Annotated in this window: 20 protein-coding genes and 1 tRNA gene; 8 read left to right on the forward strand and 13 right to left on the reverse strand. The window is 57.1% G+C overall.

What is annotated here, in order from left to right; translation table 11 throughout:
• Nucleotides 1-82: 82 nt before the first annotated feature.
• The 7 genes from DXC67_RS01165 to DXC67_RS01195 all read right to left on the reverse strand — a co-directional run bounded on the left by DXC67_RS01165 (nucleotide 83) and on the right by DXC67_RS01195 (nucleotide 6,514).
• Entirely contained in the window at nucleotides 83-1,018 is a 936-nt protein-coding gene (locus DXC67_RS01165) for a hexose kinase (RefSeq protein WP_117583542.1), read from the reverse strand.
• Between the two features lie 56 nt (nucleotides 1,019-1,074).
• Nucleotides 1,075-1,956, reverse strand: coding sequence for an aldose 1-epimerase family protein (locus tag DXC67_RS01170; protein ID WP_117637041.1), 882 nt, complete (start codon nucleotides 1,954-1,956; stop codon nucleotides 1,075-1,077).
• 377 nt (nucleotides 1,957-2,333) lie between these two features.
• Nucleotides 2,334-2,858 (reverse strand): galactose-6-phosphate isomerase subunit LacB, encoded by a 525-nt coding sequence (gene lacB / locus DXC67_RS01175; protein WP_006234831.1) that lies wholly within the window; start codon nucleotides 2,856-2,858, stop codon nucleotides 2,334-2,336.
• A gap of 63 nt (nucleotides 2,859-2,921) precedes the next feature.
• Nucleotides 2,922-3,350 carry a galactose-6-phosphate isomerase subunit LacA gene (gene lacA / locus DXC67_RS01180; protein WP_006234830.1) on the reverse strand — a complete coding sequence of 143 codons (429 nt, stop codon included), beginning with the start codon at nucleotides 3,348-3,350 and terminating at the stop codon, nucleotides 2,922-2,924.
• A 308-nt stretch (nucleotides 3,351-3,658) separates the two neighbouring features.
• Nucleotides 3,659-4,672 carry a hypothetical protein gene (locus DXC67_RS01185; RefSeq protein WP_117637042.1) on the reverse strand — a complete coding sequence of 338 codons (1,014 nt, stop codon included), beginning with the start codon at nucleotides 4,670-4,672 and terminating at the stop codon, nucleotides 3,659-3,661.
• A gap of 284 nt (nucleotides 4,673-4,956) precedes the next feature.
• Nucleotides 4,957-5,295, reverse strand: coding sequence for a PTS lactose/cellobiose transporter subunit IIA (locus tag DXC67_RS01190; RefSeq protein ID WP_006234827.1), 339 nt, complete (start codon nucleotides 5,293-5,295; stop codon nucleotides 4,957-4,959).
• Between the two features lie 214 nt (nucleotides 5,296-5,509).
• On the reverse strand, nucleotides 5,510-6,514 hold the full coding sequence (locus tag DXC67_RS01195) for a LacI family DNA-binding transcriptional regulator (RefSeq protein WP_117637043.1): 1,005 nt from the start codon (nucleotides 6,512-6,514) through the stop codon (nucleotides 5,510-5,512).
• 356 nt (nucleotides 6,515-6,870) lie between these two features.
• Between DXC67_RS01195 and DXC67_RS01200 the strand changes: the two genes are divergently transcribed.
• Entirely contained in the window at nucleotides 6,871-8,646 is a 1,776-nt protein-coding gene (locus DXC67_RS01200) for a lactose/cellobiose PTS transporter subunit IIB (RefSeq protein ID WP_117637044.1), read from the forward strand.
• A 66-nt stretch (nucleotides 8,647-8,712) separates the two neighbouring features.
• Complete coding sequence (gene lacG / locus DXC67_RS01205) at nucleotides 8,713-10,152, forward strand: 6-phospho-beta-galactosidase (protein ID WP_117637045.1); 1,440 nt, start codon at nucleotides 8,713-8,715, stop codon at nucleotides 10,150-10,152.
• Nucleotides 10,153-10,588: 436 nt separating this feature from the next.
• Here lacG and DXC67_RS10350 read toward each other — a convergent pair whose 3' ends face one another.
• Both DXC67_RS10350 and DXC67_RS01210 read right to left on the reverse strand, forming a co-directional pair.
• Entirely contained in the window at nucleotides 10,589-10,729 is a 141-nt protein-coding gene (locus DXC67_RS10350) for a hypothetical protein (protein WP_158551494.1), read from the reverse strand.
• Between the two features lie 112 nt (nucleotides 10,730-10,841).
• Entirely contained in the window at nucleotides 10,842-12,212 is a 1,371-nt protein-coding gene (locus tag DXC67_RS01210; protein ID WP_117637046.1) for an ATP-binding protein, read from the reverse strand.
• A 302-nt stretch (nucleotides 12,213-12,514) separates the two neighbouring features.
• Here DXC67_RS01210 and DXC67_RS01215 point away from each other — a divergent pair, with 302 nt between their 5' ends.
• Nucleotides 12,515-12,781, forward strand: coding sequence for a type II toxin-antitoxin system Phd/YefM family antitoxin (locus tag DXC67_RS01215; protein ID WP_117637047.1), 267 nt, complete (start codon nucleotides 12,515-12,517; stop codon nucleotides 12,779-12,781).
• Nucleotides 12,771-13,076, forward strand: coding sequence for a type II toxin-antitoxin system RelE/ParE family toxin (locus DXC67_RS01220; protein WP_117637048.1), 306 nt, complete (start codon nucleotides 12,771-12,773; stop codon nucleotides 13,074-13,076). Before DXC67_RS01215 ends, DXC67_RS01220 begins: the two co-directional genes overlap by 11 nt.
• Nucleotides 13,077-13,090: 14 nt before the next feature.
• Here the strand turns inward: DXC67_RS01220 and DXC67_RS01225 are convergent, their stop codons facing one another.
• A complete protein-coding gene (locus tag DXC67_RS01225) occupies nucleotides 13,091-13,855 on the reverse strand; it encodes a DeoR/GlpR family DNA-binding transcription regulator (protein WP_233503117.1) in 765 nt (254 codons plus the stop codon).
• 206 nt (nucleotides 13,856-14,061) lie between these two features.
• Between DXC67_RS01225 and DXC67_RS01230 the strand changes: the two genes are divergently transcribed.
• Nucleotides 14,062-15,114: an aldose epimerase family protein gene (locus DXC67_RS01230; protein WP_117637049.1), complete on the forward strand. Its 1,053-nt coding sequence runs from the start codon at nucleotides 14,062-14,064 to the stop codon at nucleotides 15,112-15,114.
• A gap of 326 nt (nucleotides 15,115-15,440) precedes the next feature.
• Here the strand turns inward: DXC67_RS01230 and DXC67_RS01235 are convergent, their stop codons facing one another.
• Nucleotides 15,441-15,923: a PTS sugar transporter subunit IIB gene (locus DXC67_RS01235; protein ID WP_117637050.1), complete on the reverse strand. Its 483-nt coding sequence runs from the start codon at nucleotides 15,921-15,923 to the stop codon at nucleotides 15,441-15,443.
• A gap of 207 nt (nucleotides 15,924-16,130) precedes the next feature.
• Here DXC67_RS01235 and DXC67_RS01240 point away from each other — a divergent pair.
• The 3 genes from DXC67_RS01240 (at nucleotide 16,131) to DXC67_RS01250 (ending at nucleotide 17,353) form a co-directional block, all read left to right on the forward strand.
• Nucleotides 16,131-16,206: transfer RNA gene (locus DXC67_RS01240), tRNA-Thr, on the forward strand.
• A gap of 257 nt (nucleotides 16,207-16,463) precedes the next feature.
• On the forward strand, nucleotides 16,464-16,973 hold the full coding sequence (locus DXC67_RS01245; RefSeq protein WP_117637051.1) for a hypothetical protein: 510 nt from the start codon (nucleotides 16,464-16,466) through the stop codon (nucleotides 16,971-16,973).
• A 14-nt stretch (nucleotides 16,974-16,987) separates the two neighbouring features.
• On the forward strand, nucleotides 16,988-17,353 hold the full coding sequence (locus DXC67_RS01250; protein WP_117564756.1) for a hypothetical protein: 366 nt from the start codon (nucleotides 16,988-16,990) through the stop codon (nucleotides 17,351-17,353).
• A gap of 135 nt (nucleotides 17,354-17,488) precedes the next feature.
• Here the strand turns inward: DXC67_RS01250 and DXC67_RS01255 are convergent, their stop codons facing one another.
• Entirely contained in the window at nucleotides 17,489-17,962 is a 474-nt protein-coding gene (locus DXC67_RS01255; RefSeq protein ID WP_117637052.1) for a YhcH/YjgK/YiaL family protein, read from the reverse strand.
• A gap of 197 nt (nucleotides 17,963-18,159) precedes the next feature.
• On the reverse strand, nucleotides 18,160-19,095 hold the full coding sequence (locus DXC67_RS01265; protein WP_117637053.1) for a hexose kinase: 936 nt from the start codon (nucleotides 19,093-19,095) through the stop codon (nucleotides 18,160-18,162).
• Nucleotides 19,096-19,147: the final 52 nt, after the last annotated feature.

Genomic DNA, 19,147 nt, shown 5'->3' on the forward strand with positions numbered 1-19,147 from the left:
CGGCCGGTCCGCCGTTCGGCAGAACGGCGGAACCTGAGGTGCAGCGTCGGGCCGTTACGCGGTTTGGTAAAACCGCGTAACCCTACAGTTCAGTCACGACAACGTTGTTGTAGATCTCGTCCCAGCGGTCCATGACCAGGTGGCCGGTCTTGGGATCCATGGCGTTGAGCTTGCCGCAGGTATTGGCGGTCTTGAGCACCGTGACGTCGTCGGCACCAGCAGCAATGGCATGTGCAAAGCCGGCGATGGTCGAGTCGCCGGAACCCGTCGCGTTCACAGCCGCAATCGCGGGCGTCTTGGCACGGAACGCACGGCCCTCATGGAAGCCCACCGAACCGGCAGCGCCCATCGAAACGACAACCCAGGGAATATCGGCAAAGCGGCCATCGGCGGCAAGCGCCTCGCGCAGGGCATCGACATCATCGATCGTAAAGGACGTACCCAGCAGGCCGTTAATCTCGGTCAGGTTGGGCTTTACGAGCTCAGGCTTAGCGTCGGACTCCAGCGCGGCCTCCAGCGATGCACCCGAGGTGTCGAGCAGCACCTTAGCGCCCGCCTCCTCGGCGATCTTGACGAGCTCGGCATAGTAGCCGGCATCGACGCCACGCGGCAGCGAGCCCGAAAGCGTCACAACGTCCGCCTTCGCTGCAAGCTCGGCGAACTTAGCCGTAAAGGCCTCGAGCTCGGCCGGGGCGATCTGCGGGCCGCTCTCCAGCAGCTCGGTCTGATTACCCTCGTGCAGAATATTCAGGCAAATGCGCGTCTCACCGGCAATGGGCACAAAGTCGTTCTTGACGTCATCGGCATCCATAAGCTCGGCCATATAGGCACCCATGTGGCCGCCGAGCAGACCGGTCGCAAGCACATCGTCGCCCAGCTGCAGCAGCACGCGGCTCACGTTGAGGCCCTTACCGCCAGCGGTCTTTTCGGGCGTCACACGGTTAACATCGTCGATGATCAGCTTGTCGAGCTGATAGCGCGTATCAATCGACGGGTTCATGGTAACGGTCAGAATCATATTGAACTCCTGTTTCCGGGGCACGACGTGTGCGACCCCAAACATACGATAGCTCTTTAAAGGATCTCGATCTCAAGGCAGCGAGTGACGGTCTCTCCCGGCTTGGCCACCAGGCAGCCACGTTTGTGCTCCAGAATATCGTCCTCGTCGGAGCAGGTGGACAGACCACCCCACGGTTCAACAGCCACAAAGTCGCCCTCGGGCTTGCTCCACACAATCAGGTACGGCATATCGGGGAACGTCAGGCGCACGCCCTTGTCCTCGGTTTTCTTGGTCAGCGTAACCACGCGGCTCTCGAGCACGTCAAAGATGGTCTCCGCGAAGTCGAAGAGTTCGTGGGTAAGCGGCAGGCTCTGGTCGATCATGGGGTTCTTGCTGCGATGCTCAACATCAATCAGGCCAGTCGAGGGAACGGCAGTACAGAGCTCGGTGGCCTCACGCTGCTCAAAACGAAGCTCATAATCGTCATAGGACTCGCCCTCGTCGAGCGGGCACTTAAAGCCGGGGTGACCGCCCACAAAGAATGGCATATCCTCGGTGCCCTCATTGGTCACCTCGTACGACACGGCCACCTTAGCCGCATCGATCGTGTAGCGCGCGACGATCTTAAACGGATACGGATACTGCTCGAGTAGCTCGGCGTGGTCGGCAGAGCTTAGGCTCAGCGCAACCATGCTGTCGCCCTGCTCCTCGAGCTTCCACTCCTGCTTGCGGGCAAAGCCGTGGCGGGCAAGCTTGACCTCGCGGCCGCCCATGGTCATCGCGCGGCCGCCACGAAGGCCGCCGCAAATCGGAAAGCAAATGGGTGCCTGGCCCGACCAGACCGCCGGATCGCCCTGCCACAGGTACTCACGGCCGTTGGCCGCAATAGAAGTGAACGACCCGCCCGCCGTGGTCAACGCCACACAAATCAAACCGTTATCAAGAACAAACTCCATAGGAGCCTTCCCTTTCTTACGACAGCCCGCCAAGTCAATAGGGCTGATAGAAAACCGGCCCGCGCCCCCTCACAGAAACGCGAGCCGTCAATTGAAAAGCTGCAGAATGCCGGGTACCGCCAAGAGCGAAGCACTCAAGCCAAGCAAGCAAACGTGTTATCGGAGCAGCTTACCGAACCGACGGCTTCGCAACAACAGCGGTAACCCCACAGGTACCCCCAACGTCAGCGAGCGGCGCTCAGGTGCCCCAGGTCGCCGCGAAAGAGGAGCGACGCGTACTTCATGTACGCGAGCGACGGTTTGAGCGGCGAGATGGGGTGCCTGGGCGTCGCGCAGCGTCGACCCGTTACGCGGTTTGGTAAAACCGCGTAACCTCCTTAGTCGTGGTATTCGCCGCGGTCCCACTTCTCGAGGAACTCGTCAAAGAAGTGCGGGTCAGCCTGAGCCTCGGCGTCGGCTTTGTTGCAAGCATCGATCTTGGCGATCAGGGCATCGTGCTCGGGGGTCTTCTCGTAGGGCTCCTCCAGGAAGGCAAGCATGATGTCGGCCATCAGGAACTCGCCGGTGATCTTGCCGCCAAAGCCCACGATGTTGGCGTTGAGCTCGCGACGGGCATACAGGGCAGAGGTCATGTCGCGAACCAGGGCGCAGCGGGCGCCGGGAACCTTGTTGACGGCGTTGGTGATGCCGATGCCGGTGCCGCACAGGGCCACGCCAAAGTCGGCCTTGCCGCTGGCAACAGCCTCGCCCACGGCCTTACCGTAGATGGGATAGTGCGTACGGGTGTGGCTGTAGGTACCACAGTCGAGCACCTTGTAGCCAGCCTGCTCCAGGCGGTCGGCCAGATAGATCTTCTCGTCCGTAACGATATGGTCGCAACCGATTGCGATGGTCTTCTTCATCAGAACGTCCTTTCGTCTGAATTCACAAGTTGAGATAGAAGTTCAAGTTCTCGGTGGCTCTCGTTAGGCCATCTTGTTGAGCATGTCGACACGGATCTGGTGACGGCCGCCGGCGTACTGAGCGCGCAGGAACTCGCGGGCGATCTTCTTGGCGACCTCGGTGCCCACAACGCCCGGGCCCATGGTGACCATGCGCGAACCGTTGTGCTCGCGGGTCATGTAAGCGGAACGCTCGTCGGAAATGTTGGCGACGACCATGCCCTTGATCTTGACGGCGGCCATATAGGAGCCGACGCCGTACTTATCGAATGCGAAGCCCTGGGAATCCTTGTGCTCCAGCAGGTCCTTGGCAACGGCGGTCGCGGAATCGACAAAGTCCGCGGCAGGGGTCTCGGAATAGTCGACGACCTCGTGACCGTCGGCGATGAGCATCTCCTTGATGGACTCCTTCATCGACATACCGTCGGCATCGGAAGCGATTACAACCCTCATGACATCCTCCTTGAGAGATACGCAGGTGCGTAGTTTCTGTTTGGAAGTGTTGAATCGCGTTCAGGTCCGGGCATCTGAATGTGCGGTTCTTCACTGTTCATGTTTATTTGAACACATTCGAACATCAACTGCAACAATTATTTGTTTGTCTTTGTTCTATTTTGAACAAATACCGTTCACGGATGATTGCTGACCGTTTGGGAACGGGAAAACCTAGCCTGCCACGTATTCAACAAACAAATAGGGCGGCCGAGAACGTGTCTCGGCCGCCCTTCTTACGGTTGGTCTTCCAAGGATCGCTTTGCCGCCTACTCAGACTGTCCGCTCTTCTTGGCATGTTTGGACGGAGCCCTCAGAAAACGACCCGTCAAATAGTTCGCCGGGCCAGAGATATCGATCCCCAGCAACACGTGTCCTAGCCATAGGAACGCCACGAGCACCAGTAGAGGAATCACGCACGAGGTCACGATCATCACGATGACACCTTCGATCAGATCGGTCACCTGCTGCACGATCTCGTCGGTCATCTGTTTGGCACCACTGGTTACCGACGTGACGAGACCCGAGGCGCCGTCGGCAAGCTGCTCAAGCACATTCTTGGACTCTGTGGACTCGGTCTTTTTCTTGCTTACTTTGGAGCTGTCGCTATCTGCCGCACCCGCAGCGTCGGCCGCCTTTTGCTCGGCTTGCTCGATGCTAACGCGATACGTTTCGTCGACCTTCTGCGACACCCAAACGCTTGCAGGCACCAACGCCATTCCGATCATGGCGACCACCAGCACGCGAGTCGCCACGCGGCGCAGGACGGCGCTCGTGCTCCAGCGCCCGTGAATGCCGAGTGACACCGCAAAGAGCACCAGCGCAAACGGGATCAGGATGCCCAGGCCAACCGACCACAAAATGGTCAGCAGGTATTTCTCGAGGTAGAGCACGGCAAGCACGATGCCCAAGTTACCCGAAAGCTGTGCGAGCTGCTCGGCAACCGGTGTTCCTGTATCACCCGGCAGCGCGGTAATACCCGCAGACAGCGCCACGCACGAGGTCGTGAGCGCCAGTACGTTACCTTTCTTTTGATCGATGACCTCGATGGTGGAGTCCCAAGTCTTGGTATCGGCGAAATGCGGACGAGCCACAAAGCCCGACAGCAGCGCCAGTACCACGAGCGCAACGATAAAGCCAATCTGCAGCTTTTTGTTTGCGCACACGACATCGGACAGGCTGGGCTGCAGCTCGGTTACCGTCGTGTGCTCGGTTATCTGGACAGGACGTCCATGAGCCATCTCGTGCGCGTCTCTCTTTTGAATCGATCCGTTGTCCGGCATTTGGATACCTCCTCATTCCGGCCTGTATTGCGGATGGAAGTATACCCACCCAGTAAAAAACCGAACGGGAGGACAACGGTGCGCACCAAGGCTGTCCCTAATGACCAATCATTTAAGAACATCTCCAATGACTATCTCGGGATGAGTTGCGGTGGAATAGGGATTGTTTTGTGCCCGCCAGCCCCTATTCAGTCCCTATTCCACCGCAACTTGGAGGAGGACAGAAAAACCCTGCCGCGGGTAGCGGCAGGGTTTTTGGAAGGGGACTTGGTTGTGAAGGCTCGTTAGGCGAGCTTGGCCTCGAGCTCGGCGATGCGCTTGTAGGCATCGATGGTAAAGCGGGTCTGCTTCTCCAGAATCATGGTGGTCATGAGGGTGTCCTGGGCGTGAGCCATGATGAAGGTCATCTCCATCTCGCCGCCGCCGGCCTCCTGCGACAGCAGCTTGGTCTGCGTGTCGTGAGCGCCGATGAGCGCATCGCTGGCATCCTTGTGCAGCTGCTCGGCCTTCTCAAAATCACCCTCGCGAGCAGCATCGAGCGCTGCAAGCAGATCGGTCTGGGCGTCGCCCGCGTATGCGACAATCTCGAATCCAACCATCGAGATTTCTTCTTTGGTTGCCATATTGCGTTCCTTTCACATATGAACCAATGGAGAGCATCGCGTCCGGGCATACGCGCTGCGCTGTGTATGGTAGAAACATTAACATTCAAACAAAAAGGAACAATGCAAAACGCAATTTCGAACTCTAAACGGTCAATTTTCGCCCGTGAACGGTTTTTAAACCAATCTGAACAATATCGAACACAATTAGCGGCAACCCAAACAGGACCGCACCCTAACGCAAATCGCGCACCGTATCGCCCTCTACGAGCATACCGGGGATCAGCATGTGCTCCACGCAAGACGCACCCCCCTCGGCGCCGGCAACCTTGTCGACCGCCCACATGCCGACGCGCTTGTTGTCAAAGCGCACCGTGGTCAGGTGACGGTCGGGCACGATATCGCCCAGGCTGTCATCAACACCCACTACGCTCACATCCTCGGGCACGCGCTTCCCGCGCGACTCGAGCCCACGGATGCAGCCATATGCCATGGCATCGTTGGAAGCATAAATGGCCGTACAGGTCGGATCGTCCGCCAGAGCCTGGCCGGCGGCATATCCGCTCTGTGCCGTCCAATCGCCACGAATGAATCGCGGCGGCTCAATACCATGCGCGCGCAATGTCTCGCGCCAGCCCTCCTCGCGACGCATGCCCGAAAGCGAGCGCTCGGGGCACGAGATAAAGTGCACGGTCTTGTGCCCCTGCTCCAGCAAGTACTCGACCACCTGGCGCGAGCAATCGAACTGGTCGTTATCGACTGTTGAGCACAGCGGGTGCTCCAGCATGGTAACGAGCACCGTCTGCATACCGGGCAGCGGCTCAAAGGTGCCAAAATCCGCCGGCATGCGGTTCATGATCACAACCATGCCATCCACCGGCAGCGCGCTCATGCGCGACGATGCGCTCTCGAGGGTATACGGATGCCCGTCTACTTTAGTGAGGGTGATGGCATAGCCATGTTTGTCGGCCGCGGCGGCAAAGCCCTCCATACGGTCGAGGTTGCCGGTGCCGGTAATGTTGAACATGGCGACGCCGACAGTCTTGAACTTGCCGCGGCGCAGCGATCGACCGGCAAAATTGGGGCGATACCCCAGCTCGCGCATGGCGGCACGCACGCGCTCCTTGGTCTCGGGGCGCACGCTGGGCGAATCGTGCACCGTACGCGAGACTGTCTGCTCCGAGACGCCCGCGAGACGCGCCACGTCCTTAACGGAAACCGATTTTTTAACAGCGGCCATAGGTCGATCTTTCTATGTCAACGATGCCATTGGTGGCACCCTACGCAGTCAAATGAAACGTCTTTAAGTATATCTAACGCCTCCTCCGCCATACGCTCACCACCCAAAACCTACCGTTCACCGACATTTTTGCTTCCCCGAACGGCTTTTGTAGTCCAAATGTTAACGTTGCCATTGTGCAAACACAGAGCCACCGGGCGGCTCAAACGTTTACGCATAAGGAACCGACGGTTCGCAGGCACAGGAACCATCGGTTCGCGTCTTTTTTGTGTCGCAAAATGGCAACGTCAACATTTTGGCAACCGAACGCCAAAAGTTACTATCGTTGCTAACCCACCGACTCTTAGGAGCATTGCATGGAGCAACTCATCGCCATCATCGAAAAGGGCCAACCCTTTTTCAACGCGATCGCCCGCAACAAGTACCTCAAGGCGATCCGCGACGGCTTTATCTCCGTCATCCCCATCATCATCTTCTCGTCCATCTTCTGCCTGGTAGCCTCGGTCCCCAACATCTGGGGTTTCTACTGGCCCGATGACATCAACAACGCCCTGTGGAAGTGCTACAACTACTCCATGGGCATCCTGGCCATCGCCTGTGCCGCCACCACGGCCAAGCACTTCGCCGACGCCCAGAACCGCGACCTGCCCAAGAACAACCAGATCAACTTTATCTCGTGCATGTGCGCGGCCATCATCGGCTTCTTGCTCCTTTCGAGCGACACCATCGCCACGGACGCTGCCAGCGGCTTCAACACCACCTACCTTGGTTCCAAGGGCCTGTTGACCGCCTTTATCGCTGCGTTTGTGACCGGCATCATCTACAAGTTCTTCATTAAGCGCAACATCACCGTCAAGATGCCCGAGCAGGTTCCGCCCAACATCTCGCAGACCTTTAAGGACATCATCCCCTTCTCCGTCTGCATCACCGTCTTTTGGGTCTTTGACATCGTCTTCCGCGCTGCCTTTGGCTTCTGCTTTGCCCAGGGCGTCATCCAAGTGTTCCAGCCCCTGTTCACCGCCGCCGACGGCTACATCGGCCTCGCTGTGATCTACGGTGCCATGAGCCTCTTCTGGTTCGTCGGCGTCCACGGCCCCTCGATCGTCGAGCCCGCCATCGCCGCCGCCCTCGTTGCCAACATGACCGACAACCTGGCTGCGTTCCAGGCTGGCCAGCACGCTTCCGCTGTCCTGACCCAGGGTGCCCAGTACTTCGTCGTCTGCATGGGCGGCACCGGCGCCACGCTCGTCCTGGTCTTTATGTTCTGCTTCCTGGCCAAGTCTCAGGAGATGCGCGCCGTCGGTAAGGCAGCCATCGTCCCCGTGTGCTTTGCCGTCAACGAGCCGCTGCTGTTCGCCGCGCCTATCGTGCTCAACCCCGTCTTCTTTGTCCCGTTTGTTTTTGCCCCGATCGCCAACATCTGGATCCTTAAGATCTTTATCGACTTCTTGGGCATGAACGGCTTTATGTACACCCTGCCCTGGACCGTCCCCGGCCCCATCGGCACCATCATGGGCTTGGGCTTCCAGCCGCTCGCCTTTGTGATGCTCGCCCTCATCCTGGTCGTCGACTTTGTCCTGTACTACCCGTTCTTCCGTGCCTATGACGCCCAGAAGTGCGCCGAGGAGGCCGAGATCTCCCAGGAGGAGCTCGCCGCCAAGAACGCCGAGAAGGCCGCCAAGCTCAACGATGCCTTCCAGGGCAAGGCTGACGCCAAGAGCGTTGCCGCCGGCGCTGCTGCCGAGGCCGTGAAGGTCGACTCCCCTGCCGCTTCTGCAGCACCCGCTGCCGAGGCAACGACCGCCAGCGACCTCAACGGCAAGCGCGTGCTCGTGCTCTGCCAGGGCGGCGGAACCTCGGGTCTGCTCGCCAACGCGCTGGCCAAGGCTGCCAAGGAGCGCGGCATCAATCTTGAGACCGCTGCCGAGGCATATGGCAACCACGTGGACATGCTCCCCGACTTTGACCTGGTCGTCCTGGCCCCGCAGGCCGCAAGCTACCTGGCCGACCTGCAGAAAGACTGCGAGCGCGTGGGCAACAAATGCGTCGCCTGCCGCGGTAAGCAGTACATTGAGCTCTCCCAGAACGGCGACAAGTCTCTCGCCTTCGTCTCCGAGCAGCTTTCGAAGTAAGTAACGCTCAGGGCCAGCCGACCATCCAAGACCGGCTGGCCCTTCGATTTAGACGATTGGATCATCATGTCCGTTAATCCTGCTAGCGTCACCAATCCGCCTGCGCAGTTTCCCGAGGACTTTGTCTTTGGCGGCGCCACTGCTGCCTACCAGGTAGAGGGCGAGACCCGCACTCACGGTAAGGGCAAGGTTGCCTGGGACGACTTTCTGGAAGCCCAAGGCCGTTTCTCCCCCGATCCCGCTTCGGACTTCTACAACCAGTACCCCGTCGATCTGGAGCTGTGCGAGGAGTTTGGCATCAACGGCATTCGCCTCTCCATTGCCTGGAGCCGCATCTTCCCCAACGGCACCGGCGAAATCAACCCCGAGGGCGTCCAGTTCTACCACGATCTCTTCGCCGAGTGCCATAAGCACCATGTTGAGCCGTTCGTCACGCTGCATCACTTTGACACGCCGCTTCCCCTCTTTGAGAAGGGCGACTTCCTCAACCGCGAGACCATCGATGCCTTTGTGGACTTTGCCACCTTCTGCTTTAAGGAGTACGCCGACCAGGTGACCTACTGGTTCACCTTTAACGAGATCTGGGCCGACGCCTCCAACACCTACATCGAGGGTACCTTCCCCGGCGGCGTCAAAGCTCATCTGGCCGAGGCCTTCCAGTGCGAGCACAACATGATGCTCGCCCACGCCAAGGCCGTGCTGGCCTTCCACAACGGCGGTTTTAAGGGCAAGATCGGCGTCATTCAATCGCTGGAGTTTAAGTATCCGCTCAACGAGAACGACCCCGCCGACATCAAGGCCGCCAATAACGAGCACGTGCTGCAGAACCAGTTCTTGCTCGACGCCACCTTCCGCGGGGACTATGCTCCCGACACCCTCGAGTGCGCCAACCGCCTGGCTGCGGTCTCTGGCGGCACTATCGAGATCCTGGACGATGATCTGGAAATCATGCGCGAGGCTGCGCTCTACAACGATTACCTGGGTGTCAACAACTACCAGTGCCGCTTCCTCAAGGCTTACGACGGCGAGAACGACCTGCACCACAACGGTACGGGCGAGAAAGGCACCGGCCGCTGGCGCGTTAAGGGTATTGGCGAGCATGTGAACAAGCCCGGCATCCCCACCACCGACTGGGACTGGATTATCTATCCCGAGGGCCTGTTCGATCTCCTCGTCTACATTAAGCAGCGCTACCCCAACTACAAGCAGATCTTCATCACCGAGAACGGCATGGGCTACAAGGACCCCTACAAGGACGGTTTTGTGGACGACCAGCCGCGCATCGACTACATCGAGCAGCACCTGCGCTGGCTGCTTAAGGCCATGGAGGTGGGCGTCAACGTGGGCGGCTACTTCCTGTGGAGCCTGCAGGATCAGTTCTCCTGGACCAACGGCTACAACAAGCGCTACGGCTTCTTCTACGTGGACTTTGAGACCCAAAAGCGCACGCCCAAGGCAAGCGCTTACTGGTACAAGCACGTGGCGGAAACCCGTCGTCTGGACTAGCGGCTTGCGACGAGCGGCATTGCCCCGCTCACATAACTTGTCCCCATTTCTCAGCCGGGGGCGGCACGTCACAAGGCGCGCCGCCCCCGGCCTTTGTGTTTGAGCGGGTCGGCAACCATTTGTCTCGATCTGTAACATCTGACCCGCGGTTTCGGCCCCAACTGTTACAGATCGAGATGAACGGGGTGGGCCGGGCCGAATTGTCTCGATCTGTAACACTAAACCCGGTTTTGGGCGTCTACCTGTTACAGATTGAGACAAACGTACCGGCCAATCCTCTCAATCTCAATCTATAACAGTTAGCCGGTTATTTCGCCCCCACCTGTTACAGATCGAGATGAATAGATTAGACCTAGCCGAAAAATCTCAACCTGTAACACGTAGCCGAGTTTTTCAGTCCTAGCTGTTACAGATCGAGACAAACAGGCCGAGCAAGCTACACCCGTAGGTCTTTCACGCTGGAGCATTCGACCAGCACGCCCGAAACAAGCGTACGGCTTCTGGAGCTCGGGGCTTCTAGGCACGCAACGACCTCGTCGGGCGCACGGACACCCAGTCCGCGGTGACGGAACTTCACCGACATATCCCGAAAACTCGATCCCCGGCTTAGCTTGCGCGCATTATCACAATAAACCCCCAACGATACACGGTCCTGCGGTTCAATGAGCCACAGGACCACATGCCGTCGATCAGATAAAGATCGTCATATACAGAGGTAGATATATCCTATGCCCTTCAGCCCTGAGCTGTTTTGGGTGAAGAACTATCTCCTCTCCGACTCGTCGTTCGAATCGTCTGCCGAAATCGTCGAGCGAGATTGTTGAATACGATTTGGAAGATTTAACTTCAACAGGAGTGACCCGCGGTTTTCCAGCCGCGTCTTCAAAGCCGCGCGAAACAAGAAAATCAATTTCACGCGTTCTGGGCCGACTCCCCTCTGTTTTGGAAGGCTCCTGCCAGCTGTAATAAAAAAGCGAATGCCCCAGACTCTTAAGCTGCTGCGCCACGATGTTCTCGATTAGCATTCCTTTATTAATTGAAATTCTTCCAAATTGAATGTCTCTATGAACATCCATAAGGTCCGGACCATCATCAAACGCCAAGCTCACGAGCAATCCCGTGTCCGCCATATAGCATTTAAGCGAAGACGCGTCCTCGTGCAGGCGGTAACCCACGCTCGGATCACTGCATAAATAGCAACGGTTAATCAGTCGCGCATCCTCAAGCCAGATTAACGCCGACTCATATGTCTCAAAACGGGACCCCTTCTCCACGCTGTCAAATTTGAACCGTTTATTTGCCGCAGATAATTGACCCGGAATATCGTCATAAACCGCCCGCGCACGTCTAGCGTCCGAACCTCCAAACTTGGCAATGTCCTCCCTGTACAGTGCGATAATCTGCCGTTTAACCCTGTCGCATCCTCTAAAATCATTCTCTGCCACAAAGGAGTCGACCGACTGAGGCATACCACCGACAAGCATATACTCATCAAATAATCTCATGCACGTCGCATGAACGCCGTCCGGAAGCGCGGTCCGAGATTCGCGCGCTTTACGGATCTCTTCTGCATAAAGATCTTTTCCGGTCGCCCAAAGATACTCCTCAAAATCGAGGGGCTCGAGAGGGATTCTTTCTTCCTCTGACGGTATGACAATGCTATCGACATTCTTTTTGATGGAGACAAGAGAGCCTGTCTCGATGTAATCAAATCTGCCGTCTTCTACAAGATGCTTTATGTATTCGCGCGCGATGGGAAACCGCTGCACTTCATCAAAAATGACCAGCGACTCTCTCGGTTCGAGGGCCTTACCATACTGCAGCTGAAGCATGCGTAAAAAAAGATCGACATCTTCACGATGGTTCAGAAATATATCGAGCGTGGCTTTGCTAGCAGCCGAAAAGTCAATGTACAGATAATCCTTGTATTCATTTTGCGCGAAGCACTTGACGAGCGTCGTTTTGCCAACGCGTCTTGCACCCTCAATAAGCACCGCAGTGCGCCCTTGCGAGCGTTCTTTCCACTCCTGCAGACGATCATATGCCTTCCGTTTAAACATAATCTCACCTCAGCATAATTTACGTGCTAGTTTACAAAAATACCGACCTTCAGATATATCTAATAATACAAAAATACCGAGCTTTAAATGAGCTTATAGTTACAAAAATACCGACCATTGCAAAGGTTGAGACATACAGTAATACCGAGCTTTACGCATAACGGATGCTATGCCGCACCGTCTCGATCTGTAACACTAAACCCGGTTTTGGACGTCTACCTGCTACAGATTGAGACAATTCGGCGGCAACGATTATTTGATACGGCGTGGTAAAATTATGTCCCATCGCAAAGGAGGTCCCAATGCCCACCTGTGTGCCTGTCCGGGACATGAAGGACACCGCTGCATTTACCGCGCTTGTTGAGTCTGAGCGCGACGTCACCGTAACCAAGAACGGCTACGAGGCCATGCACTGCATCAGCAGCGACCAATATCGCCTCATGCAAGACGAAATCGCCAAAGCCAAGCTGCTGTCTCGTATAATGCTGGCAGAAAACGAGATATCGCAAGGCGACTATAGCGACTACGACTCCTTCGCAACCGCGATACGAGACAAATATGACCTATAACGTCGTAATACTCAAAAGCGCACGATACGAGTACGAGAGTATCGTCGGATACCTTGCTCAAATCCTCATGAATCCACGCGCGGCGGGCAATTTTGTTGCTGAGTTTGAACATCAGCTGGATCTGCTTCGCGAGCAGCCGCTCCTACGACCTCTCTCACACATGCAAGAGCTGGCGGCACGTAATTACCGATCGTTTCCCGTCAACAACTACACCTGTCTTTACAAGTTTGAGCGCGAAACAATCTATATCGCCCACGTCTTTCACCAGTCACAGGACTACGCCCGCCTGGTCTAGCACGGCGGCACTCGCTAGCAAATGACTTGCGTGTGCTCCTCGATGGCAGTGCGGTCCTCGGCGGCGATACCCGGCTCACACACCACAGCGTCCAAATTGTCCAGGCGGCAGAAGGTGTAGAAGTCGCGCTTGCCGATCTTGCTGGAGTCGGCGATCAGGTAGCGCGAGTCGGCCTTGCTAAAGGCGAGCTGCTGGATACGGCCCTCGTCCATGTTGGACGTAGACACGTCACCGTCCAAGATGCCGTTGGCGCCGATAAACGCCGCATCGATGCCCAGCGCGCGCAGGGTATCCTCGGCCGTTGGTCCCACAAAAGCGGCGGTGCGGCGACGGTACATACCGCCCACGAGGCACAGCTCGCAGTCTTCGCGCGCCTCGAGCAGGTTAAACACCGAAAGCGAATTGGTCACAATGCGCAGGCGAAACGTCGGCAGCATCGAGGCCATCTGCTCAACCGTGGTGCCCGTGCCCAAAAAGATGGTCGAGCCCTCCTCGATAAGCTCCACAGCACGGCGCGCAATCTGCAGCTTTTCCTCGGCATGCTTAGTGCGCTTTTCGCTGTGCGAATACTCATGGCGCAACATAGCGTGCGGACGGCCCTGTGCACTGCGGGCTCCGCCGTGCACGCGCTCAATCTCGCCTAGGCTCGCAAGTTCTTCGAGGTCGCGGCGAATCGTCATGTCCGAAACGCCCAACGCATCCGAAATCTCTTTGACCGAGACCGTGCCCTGCTCCTCGAGCAGCTGACGAACCTTATCCTGTCGCTCTGCCTTAATCACGATGAATCCTCGCCGTTCTTTGCGCGCATATCATTCAAACAGTAACGAACAAATTGTATCAGACTCGTACGCGTCAAAAATGAACGCCCGCACAGCTCCAATCATCACTTTTTTGAGAAAATTACCCCCAGCTTTAGTGGGGTGTAGTGATAATCTCGCCTGTTCGCGCTACAGTTTGTCGGAAATACCTCGATGTTAGGAACCAAATGATCACTTCCGAGCTTTTCGGCACCGCGCCGTGCGGTACCCCCGTTCATCGTTACACCCTCGACGGGCCCGAGATCTGCGTTCGCATTATGGACTATGGCGCCACGGTGCTTGGTATCGATGTGCCCGACATTCCCGGCAACGTGCGCGATGTGGTGCTGGGCTTCGATAAGCTCGAGGATTACTTTGACAACCCCGCCTGCTTTGGCGCGACCATCGGCCCTGTGGCAAACCGCACCGCTGGCGCCACGATCGCCATCGACGGCACGGACTGGCATATGCCCGCCAACGAGGGCGCCAACAACCTGCACAGCGACCTTGAGCACGGCCTGCACAAACGTGTGTGGGATGTTGAGCTCGACGAGGTCCATAACGCCGTGCGCATGACCACCTCGCTTAAGGATGGCGAGCTGGGCCTGCCCGGCAACCGAACCTTTACGGCCGTGTTTACCGTTACGCGCACCGGCGTCTTCCGCATCGATTATGGCTGCGAGAGCGACCGCGCCACCTACGTGTCCATGACCAACCACACGTACTTTAACCTTGCAGGCCATAACGCCGGCATGGACTGCGAACATTTCTTTGTCGCCAACGCCGCCCACTACCTGCCCATTAACGAGCAGAACATCCCCACCGGCGAGATTGCTCCGGTCGAGGGAACACCATTTGACTTTCGCGAGCTTCGCCCCGTCGCACCCGGCATGGAGGCCGACGACCCGCAGATCAAGCAGGCCCGTGGCTACGATCACTGCCTGTGCATCGATGGCTATCAGTACGGCCGCAACCTGCGCCGCGCGATGCACGTCGAGGAGATGTGGACCGGTCGTGAGATGGACTACTACACCACTGCCCCGGGCGTGCAGCTCTACACCGGCAACTGGCTGGGCGACGAGCACGCCAAGGACGATGCCAACTATGGCTGGGGCGCCGGCTTTGCCCTCGAGGCCGAGATGTACCCCGACACGCCGCACCAGCCTCTGTTCCCGCAGGGCATTGTGGGCCCGGGCCATCCCTACAGCAATGTGATCGAATACCACTTTATGAGGCACTAAGCCCGCAACGCGACATATCGCACAGCAGCGCCCGCCGGCACCACCGCCAGCGGGCGCTTTTTCATCTTTTAGGCTCGTTTTTTCTGTGACTGTATGAGTGACATATCAAAACTATGCCCATTTACTACGTTTAGCCCGGGATGCTCGACCATGCACCGGTTTTTGTTACATTTGTGAGCAGTATACCTGCGGTTTTGTTTATCTCAAATTCGACATGCTCGACGATAGCCAATCAAACGTAGTAAATGGGCATAGTTTTTGACAGGCGGCATCGCGCGCGTCCCTCGCAAGGGCAAAATGATCCGTTTTCCTCCGTCCCCAAGGGATCAGTTGAACAGATTGCCAATGGGGTCGGGGGCGGAACTGGGGAGATAGCGGATTTCTAGCTCTATGCCGAGCTTTTGCAATTCTTTGAAGGCGGCGATGTCCGTATCGTCTACGGCAATGGTAGGCGTTGCAGAGCGCTTGCCCTCCCCTGCCTGCATATGGCCAATGCTGATCTTGGTTATTGGCACACCACCCTTAACCAGCGCGAGCGCATCGGCGGGTGAGGCCACTATGATCAAGATCCATTGACGCGGCGTTGCGGTATGAATGATGTCGATAGTCCTTTGCACCGAGAAAAACCGCGTCCAAACGCCTTCTGGCACCGCCACCCTCATTGGTGCCCATTGGCGCGAATCCGCCGCGATCTCATCGTTGACGATTAGGACAAGGTTGGAACCCACGGCTTCGTTCCACAGCTCAACGTCTTGCCCGTAAATGAAACGGTCATCGATACGCGTAAGAAGAATCTTGGGTTGAGCCATGGCTGCCCCATTCTGTTTGAGACCCATACGAGCGGGACGTCGACCACCAACTCAACAGCAGGTCAAGTAACAAATGGGCACTGCAGACATCACGCCTCTAATATTAGTGCATTTAAAGTGAGAAAAGCCGTCAGAACACTTGCGCGGATGAGCGATGTCCCGTATCATAGACAGCCGTTGACGCCTCAGTTGCGTCACCACATGGCCGCCAGCGTAGCTCAGTTGGTAGAGCACCGCTCTCGTAAAGCGGGGGTCACCGGTTCGAGCCCGGTCGCTGGCTCCATTGCACAAGATAGCCGCCTTCGGGCGGCTTTTTTGTTTTCGATTTTGAGTGCGTGTGTGCCAATCCAAGCATCGCCACGTCAACAGCGGCCCACTCGGTGGACTTCGGGTTTAATGCTTAGGGGCGGGGATTTACCAAAGTGAAATCTTAATGAAAAGAAACCCAGCTGCAACAATTGCCATGATGAGGGCTCGAATTGGCCATATAGATCTAAAATGGTCACAATATACAAATGTCGAGAGACATTGGGGATATAGATGAAAAGAACTAAGGGTTTTCTTTTGTTGGTATTGATGCTGCTCGGACTGTTCTGCCTGAGTGGCCCTTCTTGGGCCAAGGCTGCCTGTCCTGAAGGTGAGCCTCAGCAGTCTTATACGGGCAACCTGCTGATAACTGCTAAGGAGGGCGATGCCGACTCCCAGTCTGGGGTAAATCCCCTTGCCACTTTTGAGGGGGACGGCGGAACGGTCAAGCTTGACCATATTGGTAGCGGGATTTTGAGGTGGCAAGTTCTTCCGGACAAAATTGCGAACGATCCCTTCTCTTTTGCTGGAACGATATATCTATACAAGGTTGTGAGCGGAAAACAAAAATACGTCGATTGCTATCCGACAAACGGGTCTGGAATTGCATGCACCGGCATTTCAGAGCAGATTGATACACATGTACGAAAGGGAACCTATGTGGTGCGTTGGGTTGGAGCTGCTGCAGGTCCGATATGGATTGCGGTCTTGCGCCCCGATGTCCAAATAGGTTTCTCTCTCTAGACGGGAAGTTGCTCATGGACGCCATATATGACGGGGATGACTGGGTCGATCATTATACTTGGCGCCTGGTCGGCTCGAACGACAATGGGGATGTGGTGTTTGATGGACTATGTCCAAAGCATCTCCATCCTTTTGTCTCGTCGTTAATTGAGAGTTCCGCTCGTGTTGCCCCCTACAGCTCGGCATCGCTTCATGATACGGACGTTTTGAAGACCATAAGGGAATCAATTGACGATGGCACGATGAGCGGCCCGCTGTTTTCTCGGCTTGTGGGGCTAGATGAGATTGGCTCGAAACGACTGCTTGCGGGCGAAAAAGTGGAACTCACTTATCGGTCGATGATTTCAATCCTGCGGCTAGCCGATGTTCTTCGCAAATAAATGAGGCTTCCCTATTCAAAAACAGAAAACCCCGCCAAACGTGATTTCCCTAGGGAAAACCCGTTTGGCGGGGTCCTAGCGTGATTTCCCTAGGGGAATCACGCCATCAGACGAACAACTCAGCCGAGCAGCTCGCTACTCCTCCCAGTAGGCGTCGGCAAGCAGCTTAAAGCAGATCTTCTTGATCGGTTGTGCGCCATCGCCCGGGAACTCGAGCGTGGGCATGTGAGGCTCGCCGGCAACGAACAGCGCAAACTTGTCGTCGGCAAGATCGCCGGCGATCGAAGCGTCGGAATCGACCAGATCGTAGTCGTCCTTCTCGTCAAACTCCTGAACCAGCGTCAGGCTGCCCGTGGCGACCTTAAAGGCCTCGCGACCCTCGACGTCGATCTGCAGGTCGTGATAGCGCTGATGCGTCTCATAGTGAGCCTCGGCCTCGGGACGCGTCGTGGGAGCCATGACGTTCGCATAGACCTTGTCGCCCAGAATCGGATGGCTGCCGACCTCGAGCTCTGCCGGGTCGTTCTCCTCGAGCCAGTCGATCAGCACGTCGAGGCCCTTGAGAATTCCGCGGTACTCCTCGATATCGCCCAATGCACCGTAAATCATCTAAATCCCCTCTCGGATCGCTTCTTTGGCGGCTACTCGGCAAACGCGTTACCGACGCTGTTGCCACCCACATACGCCTCGACCAGGGTAAGGTCGGGATTGAACACGACAAACTCGGCGTCGCGCCCCAGCATAATGCTACCGCACTTGTCGTCGGCATGAGCTAGCAAGCAATGCCGGGGCCGACGCCCAGGCTTTTACAGCTCGGTCACGACAACGCCGTTGTAGACCTCGTCCCAACGGTCCATGACCAGATGGCCGGTCATGGGATCCATGGCATTGAGCTTGCCGCAGGTGTTGGCGGTACGCAGCACCGTCTCGTCGTCCGCGCCAGCAGCAATGGCATGCGCGAAGCCAGCGATAGTGGAGTCACCAGAGCCCGTAGCGTTAACGGCAGGGATATCGGGCGTCTTTGCGCGGAACGCACGGCCATTGTGGAAGCCAACGGAGCCGGCAGCGCCCATGGACACGACGACCCAGGGGATATCGGAGAAGCGGGCATCAGAGGCGAGCGCGGCGCGGAGCTCGTCCACATCGTCGGTGGTAAAGCTCGTACCCAAAAGGCCGTTGATCTCGGTCAGGTTAGGCTTGACCAGCTCGGGCTTAATTTCGGACTTAAGGGCGGCCTCGAGCGAAGCGCCCGAGGTATCGAGCAACGCCTTGGCACCGGCGTTCTCGGCAATGCCCGTGATCTTGGCATAGTAGTCTGCCTCGACACCGCGGGGCAGCGAACCCGAGATGGTGACGACGTCGGCCTTGCTCGCAAGCTCGGTAAACTTGGCGGTAAAGGCATCGAGCTCCTCGGGGGCAATTGTCGGGCCGCTCTCGAGCAGCTCGGTCTGGTTGCCGGCATGAAGGATATTGAGGCAGATGCGGGTCTCGCCCTTGATGGGCACAAAGTCGTTGTTAATACCGTTGGCGTCCATGAGCTCAGCCATGTAGGCGCCCATGTGGCCGCCGAGCAAACCGGTTGCCACAACGTCGTCGCCCAGCTGACCCAGAACACGGGCCACGTTGAGGCCCTTGCCGCCGGCGGTCTTTTCGGGCGTCACACGGTTAACGTCGTCGATAATGAGCTCATCGAGCTGATAGCGTGTATCGACGGACGGGTTCATCGTAACGGTGAGGATCATTTTTAGCTCCTTATCTCGCAGGCTCCTTGTGCCTCGCGATACGAGTCGACAA

It is taken from the genome of Collinsella sp. TF07-1, assembly GCF_003437235.1.
In the GTDB taxonomy this organism is placed as follows: Bacteria; Actinomycetota; Coriobacteriia; order Coriobacteriales; family Coriobacteriaceae; genus Collinsella.